This window comes from uncultured Salinicola sp. (assembly GCF_937921195.1).
GTDB lineage: Bacteria > Pseudomonadota > Gammaproteobacteria > Pseudomonadales > Halomonadaceae > Salinicola.
Window position 1 is genome coordinate 1 of record NZ_CALFQK010000112.1, and the last position, 11,837, is coordinate 11,837.

The following is an 11,837-nucleotide window of genomic DNA, read 5'->3' on the forward strand; positions in this document are numbered from 1 at the left end:
CGGCCGCCCTTGACGTTGAAGCTGAAGCGTCCCGGCTTGTAGCCGCGGGCCCGCGCCTCCTGGGTGCCGGAAAAGAGTTCGCGGATCGGGGTGAAGATGCCGGTGTAGGTGGCGGGATTGGAGCGCGGCGTGCGGCCGATCGGACTCTGGTCGATGTCGATGATCTTGTCGAGCTGGTCGAGACCCTCGATGCTGCGATACGGAGCCGCGGTGAGCGTCGTGGCGCGATTGAGTTCACGCGCCGCGATCGGCATCAGCGTCGAGTTGATCAGGGTCGACTTACCGGAACCGGAGACGCCGGTCACGCAGACGAACAGACCCAGCGGCAGCGCCAGGTCGACACCCTGCAGGTTGTTGCCGGTGGCGCCACGCAGATGGAGCTGCTTGTCCGGATTGACCGGGATGCGATAGGGCGGCACCTCGATACAGCGCTTTCCGGAGAGATACTGACCCGTCAACGACTCCGGAGCCGTCTCGATATCGTGGGGCGTACCCTGGGCCACGATGGTGCCGCCATGCACGCCGGCGCCAGGGCCGATATCGAGCACGTGGTCGGCGGCGCGAATGGCGTCCTCGTCGTGCTCGACCACGATCACGGTATTGCCCAGGTCGCGCAGGCGAATCAGCGTGCGCAGCAGACGATCGTTGTCGCGCTGATGGAGGCCGATCGAGGGTTCGTCGAGGATGTACATCACCCCGACCAGGCCGGCACCGATCTGGCTGGCCAGGCGGATGCGCTGGGCCTCGCCACCGGAGAGCGTATCGGCGCTGCGCTCCAGGGTCAGATAGTCGAGCCCGACGTTGACCAGAAATTCGAGTCGGGCATGAATCTCGTGGACGATCTTGACCGCGATTTCGCCCTTCCTCCCCGGGAGCGTCAACTGGCGGAAGTAGTCCCAGGCTTCGCCCACCGGCATCCGGGTCAGCGTCGGAAGATTGTTGCCGTCGATGAACACATGGCGCGCCTCGCGCTTGAGACGGGCCCCGTCGCAGGTCGGGCAGGGGCGTACCGCGAGGTACTTGGCCAGGTCGTCGCGAACCATCGATGACTCGGTCTCGCGGTAGCGACGCTCCAGGTTGGGCAGTACGCCCTCGAACGGATGCTCCCGCGTCACCTTGCGGCCGCGGTCGTTGACGTAGCTGAAGGCGATGTCGTCCTTGCCGCTACCGTTGAGTATGAGGTCGCGCTCGTGGCGCGCCAGATCGTTCCACGGCGTATCCAGCGTGAACCGATAGTGTTCGGCGACCGCCTGCAACTGGCTGAAGTAGTAGATGCTGCGGCGATCCCAGCCCTTGATCGCCCCCTCGGCCAGCGACAGCTCCGGATGACTGATCAGCTTGTCCGGGTCGAAAAACTGGCGCACGCCCAGGCCGTCGCAGGTCGGACAGGCGCCGGCCGGGTTGTTGAACGAGAACAGCCGGGGTTCCAGTTCGCTCAGCGAGTAGCCGCAGATCGGGCAGGCGAAGCGCGATGAGAACGCCAGGTCTTCCTGCTCGCCGTCCATGAAATGAATGATCGCGGTGCCGTCGGCCAGGTTGAGGGCGGTCTCGAAGGACTCGGCCAGACGCTGCTGCAGATCCGGGCGAACCTTGATGCGGTCGACCACCACGCTGATGTCGTGCTTGCGTTTCTTGTCGAGCGCCGGCACGTCGTCGAGTTCGACGGTGTGCCCGTCGATCACGGCTCGCACGAACCCCTGGGCCCGCAGCTCGCTGATCAACTGCAGGTGCTCGCCCTTGCGGCCCTTGACCACCGGCGCCAGCAGCATCAGCCGGCTGCCCTCGGGCAGCGCCAGCACCTGATCGACCATCTGCGAGACGGTCTGCGCCTCGAGCTCTTCGTCGTGATCCGGGCATCGCGGCGTACCGGCGCGGGCGAACAGCAGACGCAGATAGTCGTAGATTTCGGTGATGGTGCCGACGGTGGAGCGCGGATTGTGCGAGGTCGATTTCTGCTCGATGGAGATGGCCGGCGAGAGCCCTTCGATATGGTCGACGTCGGGCTTTTCCATCATCGACAGGAACTGGCGGGCGTAGGTCGACAGGGATTCGACATAACGTCGCTGCCCCTCGGCGTAGAGCGTGTCGAACGCGAGTGAAGACTTACCCGAACCGGAGAGACCGGTTACCACGATCAACTTGTCGCGCGGCAGTTCGACATCAATGTTCTTCAGGTTATGGGTCCGTGCGCCCCTGACCAGAATGCTGTCCATGACTACCTCGTGCTGCGACGCGGGAAACGACCATTATAGGTCGCGGATCAAATGCCCGGCAAAGCCGGCTGCTTTCACTGGAGGAGAGCGAGCGGTAAAATGCATCGCTCATCCCGAATCATCCTCGGCTCATGCCGAGTTCACCCAACGTTGTGACCTCCATGACTTCTCGTTTTCTCGTTACCGAACGACGTGCCATCGTCGGGCTGGCCAGCCTGTACGCCTCGCGAATGCTGGGGCTGTTCATGGTCCTGCCGGTGCTGGCGCTGTATGCCGATCATCTCGACGGCGCCACCCCTCTGCTTGTCGGCATGGCACTGGGCGGCTACGGCCTGACCCAGGCCATTCTGCAGATCCCCTTCGGCCTGCTCTCCGATCGTATCGGGCGCAAGGCGGTCATCGCCGGAGGCCTGCTGCTGTTCATCATCGGCAGCGTCGTCGCCGCCAGTGCCACTTCCATCACCGGCATCATCATCGGGCGCTGCCTGCAGGGCAGTGGCGCGGTCGCCGGCGCCATCATGGCGCTGCTGGCGGATCAGACCCGCGAGGAGATTCGCACCGCGGCGATGGCGACCATCGGGCTCTCGATCGGCGTGGCATTCGCTATCGCCATGGTCGTGGGGCCCCTGGTCGCGGATGTCGGCGGGCTCGCCGGCGTATTCTGGTTCACCGCGATACTCTCTGCCTGCGGACTGCTGATCCTGTGGAAGCTGGTGCCGCGAGCGCCGAAGCGGATGCCGCATCGCGATGTCGGCATCGATCGTCGTCAATTGCGCGCCACGCTGGGACAAGGCGACCTTCTGCGGCTCGATTTCTCGATCTTCGCCCTCCACCTGATTCTGACGGCGTGCTTCACGGCACTGCCGTTTCGGCTCGAATCGCTGGGTTTCGCCCCAGCGGATCACGGCTGGGTCTACCTGCCGGTCATGGCGCTGGCCTTCGTCGGCATGATCCCGCTGGTCATCGTGGCCGAGAAGTATCGCAAGATGAAGCCTGTGTTCGTCGGCGCCGTCGCGGCGATGACATTGATTCTGCTCGGCTTCGGCGAATTGGCGAATGATCGAGTCGCCCTGCTGACCCTACTTTGGGGCTTTTTCGTCGTCTTCAATCTGCTGGAGGCAACACTGCCGTCGATGATCAGCAAACTGGCGCCGGCGGGAGCCAAGGGCACCGCCATGGGCGTCTACTCGACCAGCCAGTTCTTTGGCGCCTTTCTCGGCGGTACCTTGGGCGGCGCCCTGTCCCAGGGCTTCGGCGTCCAGAGCGTCTTCCTGGGCACGGCGGTGGTCGGGGCGATCTGGCTGGCCGTGGTCTGGAAGATGCCGGCGCCACGCCATCTCTCCAGCGAGATCATCGTACTCGACGAGCAATCCATGGGCATGCTCGATACACTACTCGAGCGCTTTGTCGCGGTGGCCGGCGTCGAGGACGCCGTGGTCGTACCCGAAGAACAGGTCGCCTATCTCAAGGTCGACCGCGAGCGCCTGGATGTCGAGGCGCTGGCCCGTATCGCAGGCAACCAATGGCAACGAACCGACGCCTGAGAGCGTCGCAACGCAGGAATGCGAGGAGACAACGATGGCCCGAGGTGTAAACAAAGTCATCCTGATCGGCAACCTGGGACAGGATCCGGAAGTGCGCTTCCTGCCCTCGGGGAATCCGGTGTGCAACCTGCGCATCGCGACTACCGATAGCTGGACCGATCGCCAGAGCGGCCAGCGCCAGGAGCGCACGGAATGGCACAGCGTGGTGCTGTTCAACAAGCTGGCGGAGATCGCCCAGCAGTACGTCAAGAAAGGCTCGCGAATCTATATCGAAGGCCGCCTGCAGACCCGCAAGTGGCAGGGGCAGGATGGCCAGGATCGCTACTCCACCGAGATCGTCGGCAACGACATGCAGATGCTGGACTCTCGTGGCGGTGGCCAGGGCGGCGGGGATTACGCCCAGCCACAGGGCCAGTATGGCGGAGCGCCGCAGGATGGCGGCTACGATCAGCAGCCGCAGCAGGGCGGTTACGGCGGCAACCCGCAACAGCCGCAGCAACCGCAGCAGCGTCCGGCTCAGGGCCAGCGCCCGCCGCAGCAGGGCCAGCCGGCTCCACAGCCGAATCAGAATCCGAACTACGGCGCACCCAACCCCGGTAGCTTCGACGATTTCGATGACGAGATTCCGTTCTAGCGCTCATCTACCAGCGTCGTGGGACCCTTGCCCGTACCGGCATCGAGACGGTGAGTTCCGGGCGATCCCTCGGCCGCCACGGTAGCGCCCGTCTTCGAACGGAACCCCGGTCGTGGGGCGGACGGCTCTCTTGACCGGTGGCCATGGCCCGAGCCCTGTATTGCACGGGGCTCGGGCCTTTTGGTTTCGGCCCGGCCCCGTGTGAATTGTCGTGATCGATGGAGCGCCCGGCGATGATTGTCTCCAGGCCCCGTCCAGCGGGCCCCATTCCGGCCGTTTCCCGGTGATGGACGATCCCGAAGTGGCTCCTGATTCCCAGCGCGCAGAGACGGTCCCTCCTCGGTGCCTTGCCGATCCGGAGGGCGGGAGGTCACTTCGACGCCATCGCCGCGTGACCCTCACGCACGATGCCCATGGCGATATCACCGGTGGCCAGGGCGAGGCGGCATCCTTACTCCTTGAACGGGAGTGGCCTCGGCAGTCTCGACGCGGGAGGCCGGGAATTCTAGAATAGCACCCTAGATAGTCATCTAATGATTTGCGTGTGCTGCAAGTTCCCGCGTGGCGACGGCGTCCCTCCAACCGTGGCGGGGATGCGTCGATTCCACGTCGCCCTTTCACGTCAAGAGTGTCTTCATGCCACAACGTATTCCCGATGAGGCTCGCTTGCCCGAGCTGACGCTGCGAGGCGTCGTTCTGGGCGCCGTCATCACGCTGCTGTTCACGGCTTCCAACGTCTATCTGGGGCTCAAGGTCGGGCTGACCTTTGCCTCGGCGATCCCTGCCGCGGTCATCTCCATGGCCGTGCTGCGGCGCGTGGCGGGGGCCAACAAGCTTGAAAACAACATGGTCCAGACCCAGGCCTCTGCGGCGGGAACGCTCTCCGCGATCATCTTCGTGCTGCCGGGGCTGCTGATGATCGGCTACTGGCAGGGCTTCCCGTTCTGGCAGACCACGGCGATCTGCGCCATCGGCGGCATTCTCGGCGTGCTCTACACGATCCCGCTGCGCCGGGTGATGGTGGTACAGAGCGATCTCCCCTATCCGGAAGGGATCGCGGCGGCGGAGATTCTCGAGGTCGGCAGCCGCGATTCGACGACGCCGGATGCGGCCCGCGGCGCCAACGAAGGCCAGCCTGGCGACGAGGGTGCCGGCGCAGCCGTGGGCGAGCCTGGTGCCAAGGAGATCCTGCTGGGCGGTGTCGTCGCGGCCGGCTTCTCCATCGCCAGCGGCGGCCTGCGGGTGCTGGCGGACAGCGTCAGCGTGTGGTTCTCGGCCGGGCGCGCGGCTTTCCAGCTCTCGACCGGGTTCTCGCTGGCGCTGGTCGGCGCCGGCTATCTGGTCGGCATCGTGGGCGGGATGGCGATACTGATCGGGACGCTGATCGCCTGGGGCATCGCGGTCCCCTGGTTGACCAGCATCACCCCGCCGGAGGCGGGGCAGTCGCTGGCCGATGCCGGCATGGCGCTGTGGTCCGACAAGGTCCGCTTCATCGGCGCCGGCACCATCGGGATCGCGGCGATCTGGACGCTGGCGACACTGTTCAAGCCGATGCTGGTCGGCATTCGCACGTCACTGGGCGCGATGCGCGGGGACCAGGGCGCGTTCCGCGATCAGGTGCGGACCGAGCGCGACCTGCCGGCGGGCATCATCCTGACGTTGACCGGGGCGCTGCTGGTGCTGCTGACCGTGGTTTTCGCGATCTTCCTTCACGGCGCGGCACCGCAGCTGGCCGGCGCCGCATTCTGGACGCTGACCCTGGGCAGCGTGCTGTTCGCCGGCGTGTTCGGCTTCCTGATCGCCGCCGCCTGCGGCTACATGGCCGGGCTGGTCGGTTCCTCCAGCAGCCCGATTTCGGGCATCGGCATCGTGGCGGTCATTCTGGTGTCGCTGCTGCTGCTGGGTTTCACCGCCATCAGCGATGCGTTCGATTCGCTGGATCCGGCGGTGGCGCGCATGCTGCCGACGGCGCTGGCACTGTTCGTGACCTCTGTCATTCTCGCCGTGGCGGCGATCTCCAACGACAACCTCCAGGATCTCAAGACCGGCTATCTGGTCGGCGCCACGCCGTGGCGCCAGCAGGTGGCGCTGATCATCGGTTGCGTGGTCGGGGCGCTGGTCATTCCGCCGGTGCTTTCGCTGCTCTACAACGCCTATGGCTTCGCCGGGGCGATGCCCCGGGAGGGCATGGATCCCGGCCAGGCGCTGGGAGCGCCCCAGGCCTCGCTGATGACCGCCATCGTGCGCGGCGTGTTCTCCCACGATCTCGAATGGACGATGATCGTCATCGGCCTGGCGATCGGCGCCGTGCTGATCGGCATCGACGAGCTGCTGCGCAAGCGCGGGGGTGGGGCACGCTTGCCGGTGCTGGCAGTGGGTATCGGCATCTATCTGCCCCCGAGCATCAATATGCCGCTGGTGATCGGCGCCGTGCTGGGCTGGCTGATCGATCGCCGGCTCCGCGCCCGCGCCAGGGCGCGGGGCGATGACGTCGAACGCGCTTCTGAGCGGCCGCGCCGCCGTGGCGTGCTGCTCGCCTCCGGGCTGATCGTCGGCGAGAGCCTGGTCGGCGTGCTGCTGGCTGGCATCATCGGCCTGAGCGGGGCGCCGGCGCCGTTGGCGCTGGTCGGGGACGATTTCGCCGCTATCGCCCAGTGGCTGGGGCTGGCGGTGTTCGTCGTCGTCTGCCTCGGTTTCTACCGCCGCGTGCTGGCGGCGCCCGTGGCCAGGTGACCCCGGCGTGCTACAGCGTCGAGTCGTTGGGCATGATCACCGCCGTGGTGGCGATGCCGCCGGTCTCGACGGCGATCTCGAACAGCGCACCGGCCAGCGGCTCGTCATGGCAGCCGGTGGCCGCCGAGGTGACGAACAGCCGGTCCAGTGCGTCGCCACCGAAGATGCAGGAGGTGGGGCGGGAGACGGGCAGGGCGATCTCCCGGTCCAGCGAGCCATCGGCGTGGAATCGGGCGATACGGCCGCCGTCCCACAGCGCGATCCAAAGCCCGCCCTCGCGATCGCAGGTCATGCCGTCCGGGTAGCCGGTGCCGGGGGCTAGCCGTATGTGCTCGCGACGATTCGACAGTTCGCCGTCATCGTCGAGATCGAAGGCAAACACGGTCTGGCGCGCGCTGTCGTTATGGTAGAGTGTGTCGCCGTGCGGGCTGATGGCGGGGCCGTTGGTGACGTGATATTCACTGTCCATCCGGATGACGCCACGGCTGTCGAGGCGAAACAGATGGCCTCGCGCCTCGTTCTCGGCGTCGTCCATGGAACCGAACCAGAGCCGGCCGCGCGTATCGCTTCCGGCGTCGTTGAGGCGGTCGCCCGCCGGTAGCCACTCGATCGGCGTCAGGCGCTTGCCGATGCGGGGGCCCTGCTCGTCGAGTTCGAGCTCCACGACCCCGGAGCGCAGGCCGGCAACGAAGCCGCCCCCTTCGCGAGGCAGCAGCCAGCAGCACGCTTCTTCGAGATCCCAGCTTCGACGCTCGCCGTCTTCGGGGTGATAGACGTGTAGCCTGGCCCGTCGAATATCGACGAACACCAGGGCGTGGAGGGTGTCGGACCAGATGGGGCCTTCGCCGAGTTCGGCGCCAATCTCCCAGGCTACGGCGACATCCTTGTTCATGTTGACTCTCTCCATGGGTGAGCGAAGTGGCGAGCGGTTCCTGCAGGGGCCGATGTCTGACACTATCGATGACCGCCAAGATCGATGACCGCCACGATCGATGTCCGCAAGATCGGTACTTTCCCGTCATCGAGCCTCGAGCGGACAGGGCGTCTTCTCTCATAGTGCCGGGATCGGCCAGGGAAGTGTAGTTCTCAGAAACGTAAGGATTCCAGAGCGATGAGGCGTTCCGAGGTGCCATCGTGAAGTGTTTGGTGTTGCAGGCGGAGCACTGCCTGAGCCGGGCGTTGCACGCCATCTCCGGGCAACGTGGCGATATCGAATATGTCTCGTTGCCGGACGTGGCGGATGCCGAGGCGTTGGCCATGGTCGAGCCCGATACCGTGATCGTGCCCCCGCTGGCGGATCCGGGGCGCTGCGAGCCGGCGGTGGTCTACGCCCACGCCGACCGGGTGGAGGCGTTGCTCGAGTCGTGCCGGGCACGGCAGATCCCGCTGGTCTGGTGCGTCTCCGACGCGCTGTACGAGGATGGAGCGGACGCTCCCATCGACGAGGATGTCCTGCCGCGGCCGCGGGACGAGGCGATGCGCCGACTGGTCGCCGTCGGCGAACTCGTGCGCCGCCACCCCCGGCACCTGATATGGCGCCTGGGTCCGCTGTTCGGACGCGAGGGCGACGATGCCTGGTTGAGCGAGCTGATCGACTCGCTGATGCGTGGCGAATCGGTCAGGGCGGCCAGGGACCTGGTGGTGTGCCCGACCTCCGTCATGGCCGTGGCACGTGCCCTGACGGGCGTGTTGCTGCAGCTCGAGAGCGGTGCCAGCGGCTGGGGCACCTACCACCTCTGCGGCACCGAGCCGGTCAGCGTCTTCACCTTCTGTTCCGTGGTGCGGACACAGCTGGAGACCCGGCTGGCGGGCGTGGGAGAGTCGCCGATGCTGGGAGGGCTGGAAGGGCTCGACCAGCACCACGACACGCCGCTGCGACGCGTGCTCAACTGTCGCCGGCTGCTCGATGTCTTCGGTATTCATCAGAAGTCCTGGCGCCTGGAGCTCGGGTTGATGCTGGACGCGTGGTGTCAGGAGCGCTATCCCGATCAAGATGAGGTCGACAATGGCGACCAACGTCGCAGCAGAGAGGAAGCGGCCGGTACATGAAAGTCTTTCGCAGCATCATCTTCTATATCGGTTACTTCCTGGCGATCCTGGTCTCGGGATTGCTGATGTTGCCGGTGGGCTTTGCCTTGCCGATACGCTGGCGCTTTCGGCTGTTCAACTGGCACAACCGTTTCATCGTCGGCTGGCTCTCCATCACCTGTGGCATCCGCTATCGGGTGACGGGGCGTGAACGGGTACCGGAGGGGCCCTGCGTGGTGCTGGCCAACCACCAGAGCGAGTGGGAAACCGTCTACCTGCAGTTGCTCAAGACACCGATCTGCACCGTGCTCAAGAAAGAGCTGCTCAACATCCCGCTGTTCGGCTGGGGGGTGCGGCTGCTGCGACCGATCCCGCTGGACCGGTCGAAGCCATCGGCCGCCATGCGCCAGGTGCTCTCCCACGGCAAGCAGCGCCTGGAAGAGGGGTTGTCGGTGCTGATCTTCCCCGAAGGAACCCGCGTGCCGCCAGGGCAGCGGCGCCGTTTCAACAAGAGCGGCGCGGTCATCGCCTGCCGCACCGGCGTGCCGGTGCTGCCGGTGGCGCACAATGCCGGCGAGCGTTGGGGACGACACTGGGTCAAGCAGCCGGGGGTGCTCAATGTCGTGGTGGGGGAACCGATCGAGACGGTGGGTCGCAAACCCGAAGAGGTGATGGCCGAGATGGAGGCGTGGATCGAGGGTACCTTGAACGAGATTTCCGAAGTGCCGCGCCCCGCGTCGCCGGACAAGGCCGCACCCGCGGAGCTGCCTTCCTGAGACGTGGGAAGGGATGAATCCGGCCATGAAAAAGGCGCCCCGCGGGGCGCCTTTCACGTTGACTGCTGGCGTACCGGCGGTCAGCTCTCGAAGCGATCCAGAACCAGGCAGGCGTTGGTGCCGCCGAAGCCGAAGCTGTTGGAGAGCACCCGCCTGACGTCGACGTCGTCGCGACGCTGGCGAACGATATCGAAACCGCAGGCCTGCTCGTCGAGCGTGTCGATATTGGCCGACGCGCAGATGAAGCGGTTCTCCATCATCAGCAGCGAGTAGATCGCCTCCTGGACCCCGGTGGCGCCCAGCGAATGGCCGGTCAGCGACTTGGTCGAGCTCATCGCCGGCGTACTGTCGCCGAAGACCTCGCGGATCGCCTTGAGTTCGGCGACATCGCCCACCGGCGTCGAAGTGCCGTGGGTGTTGACGTAGTCGACCTTGCCTTCCAGCCCGGCCAGCGCCTGACGCATGCAGCGCGCTGCGCCTTCGCCGGAGGGGGCGACCATGTCGTGGCCGTCGGAGGTGGCGCCGTAGCCGGTGATCTCGGCATAGATTCTGGCGCCGCGGGCCTTGGCGTGTTCGAGTTCCTCGATCACCAGCATGCCGCCACCGCCGGCGATGATGAAACCGTCGCGATCGGTGTCGTAGGGGCGCGAGGCTTTTTCCGGCGTATCGTTGTAGCCGGTGCTCAGCGCGCCCATGGCGTCGAACAGGCACGACAGCGTCCAGTGCTCCTCCTCGCCGCCGCCGGCGAAGACCACATCCTGCTTGCCGAGCTGGATCTGCTCGACAGCGCTGCCGATACAGTGGGCCGACGTGGCGCAGGCCGAGGAGATCGAGTAGTTGACCCCCTTGATCTGGAACGGCGTCGCCAGGCACGCCGAGACGGTGCTGCCCATGGTCCGGGTGACCCGATAGGGGCCGACGCGCCGCAGGCCCTTCTGGCGCATGATGTCCGCCGCCTCGACCTGGTTGGCGCTGGAGGCGCCCCCGGAGCCGGCGATCAGGCCGGTGCGAGGATTGGAGATGTCGCCGGCTTCGAGCCCGGCGTCGTCGATCGCCTGCTGCATGGCGATATAGGCGTAGGCCGCCGCATCCCCCATGAAGCGCAGCTGCTTGCGATCGACGAGAGACTCGATGTCGATGTCGACGATACCGGCGACCTGGCTACGAAAGCCGAGTTCGGCATATTCCGGCTTGAAGCGAATGCCGGAACGCCCCTGGCGCAGAGAGTCGAGCACCTGTTGGGCGTCGTTGCCCAGACAGGAAACGATACCCAGGCCGGTGACTACCACTCGTTTCATGGAAGCCTCCCGCTCAGAATTTCTCAGTGTTAGTGAACAGACCGACGCGCAAGTCCTTGGCCTGATAGATATCCTGACCGTCGACCGACAGCGTGCCGTCGGCGATGCCCAGCACCAGGCGGCGCGTGATCACGCGCTTGATCTCGATATGATACGAAACCTGGCCAGCGCTCGGCAGGATCTGTCCGGAGAACTTGACCTCGCCGCAGCCCAACGCCCGGCCGCGACCGGGATTCCCCAGCCAGCCGAGATGAAAACCCACCAGCTGCCACATGGCGTCCAGGCCGAGGCAGCCGGGCATCACCGGATCGCCGGGGAAATGGCACTGGAAGAACCACAGGTCGGGATGGATATCCAGCTCGGCGATGATCTCGCCCTTGTGGTACTTGCCGCCATCCTCGTTGATCTGCGTGATGCGATCGAGCATCAGCATGTTGGGTGCTGGCAGTTGAGCGTTACCGGGGCCGAACAGTTCCCCCCGGCTGCATTTCAGCAGATCGTCTTGGCTGAAAGAGTGCTGTCTGGTCACTGGATCGTTCCGAGAATCGAAGAAGAGTTTGCCTCGTCGTTCCGAGGCGCGGCCAGTCTAATGGCTGCGGACGCCGAATGCA

Annotated in this window: 9 protein-coding genes; 5 read left to right on the top strand and 4 right to left on the bottom strand. The window is 65.7% G+C overall.

The annotated features are described in order from the left end of the window. Positions 1 to 2,213, bottom strand: a 2,213-nt coding sequence (gene uvrA, locus Q0602_RS12730) for an excinuclease ABC subunit UvrA (RefSeq protein WP_298843836.1), incomplete at its 3' end; no start/stop codon positions are given. Between the two features lie 161 nt (positions 2,214 to 2,374). On the opposite strand from uvrA, the gene Q0602_RS12735 reads away from it, so the two are divergent. The 3 genes from Q0602_RS12735 to Q0602_RS12745 all read left to right on the top strand — a co-directional run bounded on the left by Q0602_RS12735 (position 2,375) and on the right by Q0602_RS12745 (position 7,124). Next, positions 2,375 to 3,757 carry an MFS transporter gene (locus Q0602_RS12735; protein WP_298843839.1) on the top strand — a complete coding sequence of 461 codons (1,383 nt, stop codon included), beginning with the start codon at positions 2,375 to 2,377 and terminating at the stop codon, positions 3,755 to 3,757. Between the two features lie 34 nt (positions 3,758 to 3,791). Continuing rightward, a complete protein-coding gene (locus Q0602_RS12740) occupies positions 3,792 to 4,391 on the top strand; it encodes a single-stranded DNA-binding protein (RefSeq protein WP_298843842.1) in 600 nt (199 codons plus the stop codon). 636 nt (positions 4,392 to 5,027) lie between these two features. Then, positions 5,028 to 7,124 (top strand): OPT family oligopeptide transporter, encoded by a 2,097-nt coding sequence (locus Q0602_RS12745; RefSeq protein ID WP_298843845.1) that lies wholly within the window; start codon positions 5,028 to 5,030, stop codon positions 7,122 to 7,124. Positions 7,125 to 7,134: 10 nt separating this feature from the next. Here the strand turns inward: Q0602_RS12745 and Q0602_RS12750 are convergent, their stop codons facing one another. Continuing rightward, positions 7,135 to 8,016 (bottom strand): SMP-30/gluconolactonase/LRE family protein, encoded by an 882-nt coding sequence (locus tag Q0602_RS12750; RefSeq protein ID WP_295036627.1) that lies wholly within the window; start codon positions 8,014 to 8,016, stop codon positions 7,135 to 7,137. 242 nt (positions 8,017 to 8,258) lie between these two features. On the opposite strand from Q0602_RS12750, the gene Q0602_RS12755 reads away from it, so the two are divergent. Together Q0602_RS12755 and Q0602_RS12760 are read left to right on the top strand one after the other, a co-directional pair. Continuing rightward, positions 8,259 to 9,173, top strand: a complete 915-nt coding sequence (locus Q0602_RS12755; RefSeq protein WP_298843849.1) for a sugar nucleotide-binding protein — start codon at positions 8,259 to 8,261, stop codon at positions 9,171 to 9,173. Next, on the top strand, positions 9,170 to 9,928 hold the full coding sequence (locus Q0602_RS12760; RefSeq protein ID WP_298843852.1) for a 1-acyl-sn-glycerol-3-phosphate acyltransferase: 759 nt from the start codon (positions 9,170 to 9,172) through the stop codon (positions 9,926 to 9,928). The genes Q0602_RS12755 and Q0602_RS12760 overlap by 4 nt, the downstream gene beginning before the upstream one ends. Before the next feature lie 80 nt (positions 9,929 to 10,008). Here Q0602_RS12760 and fabB read toward each other — a convergent pair whose 3' ends face one another. Together fabB and fabA are read right to left on the bottom strand one after the other, a co-directional pair. After that, positions 10,009 to 11,226 (bottom strand): beta-ketoacyl-ACP synthase I, encoded by a 1,218-nt coding sequence (gene fabB, locus Q0602_RS12765; RefSeq protein ID WP_295036634.1) that lies wholly within the window; start codon positions 11,224 to 11,226, stop codon positions 10,009 to 10,011. A 13-nt stretch (positions 11,227 to 11,239) separates the two neighbouring features. After that, positions 11,240 to 11,755, bottom strand: a complete 516-nt coding sequence (fabA, locus tag Q0602_RS12770) for a 3-hydroxyacyl-[acyl-carrier-protein] dehydratase FabA (protein ID WP_149436436.1) — start codon at positions 11,753 to 11,755, stop codon at positions 11,240 to 11,242. Positions 11,756 to 11,837 lie beyond the last annotated feature (82 nt).

What these genes read in the sequence shown, in the direction of transcription:
- Q0602_RS12735 (WP_298843839.1), top strand. Translation starts at nt 2,375, where the DNA reads ATGACTTCTCGTTTTCTCGTTACCGAACGACGTGCCATCGTCGGGCTG.
- Q0602_RS12740 (WP_298843842.1), top strand. Translation starts at nt 3,792, where the DNA reads ATGGCCCGAGGTGTAAACAAAGTCATCCTGATCGGCAACCTGGGACAG.
- Q0602_RS12745 (WP_298843845.1), top strand. Translation starts at nt 5,028, where the DNA reads ATGCCACAACGTATTCCCGATGAGGCTCGCTTGCCCGAGCTGACGCTG.
- Q0602_RS12750 (WP_295036627.1), bottom strand. Translation starts at nt 8,016, where the DNA reads ATGAACAAGGATGTCGCCGTAGCCTGGGAGATTGGCGCCGAACTCGGC.
- Q0602_RS12760 (WP_298843852.1), top strand. Translation starts at nt 9,170, where the DNA reads ATGAAAGTCTTTCGCAGCATCATCTTCTATATCGGTTACTTCCTGGCG.
- fabB (WP_295036634.1), bottom strand. Translation starts at nt 11,226, where the DNA reads ATGAAACGAGTGGTAGTCACCGGCCTGGGTATCGTTTCCTGTCTGGGC.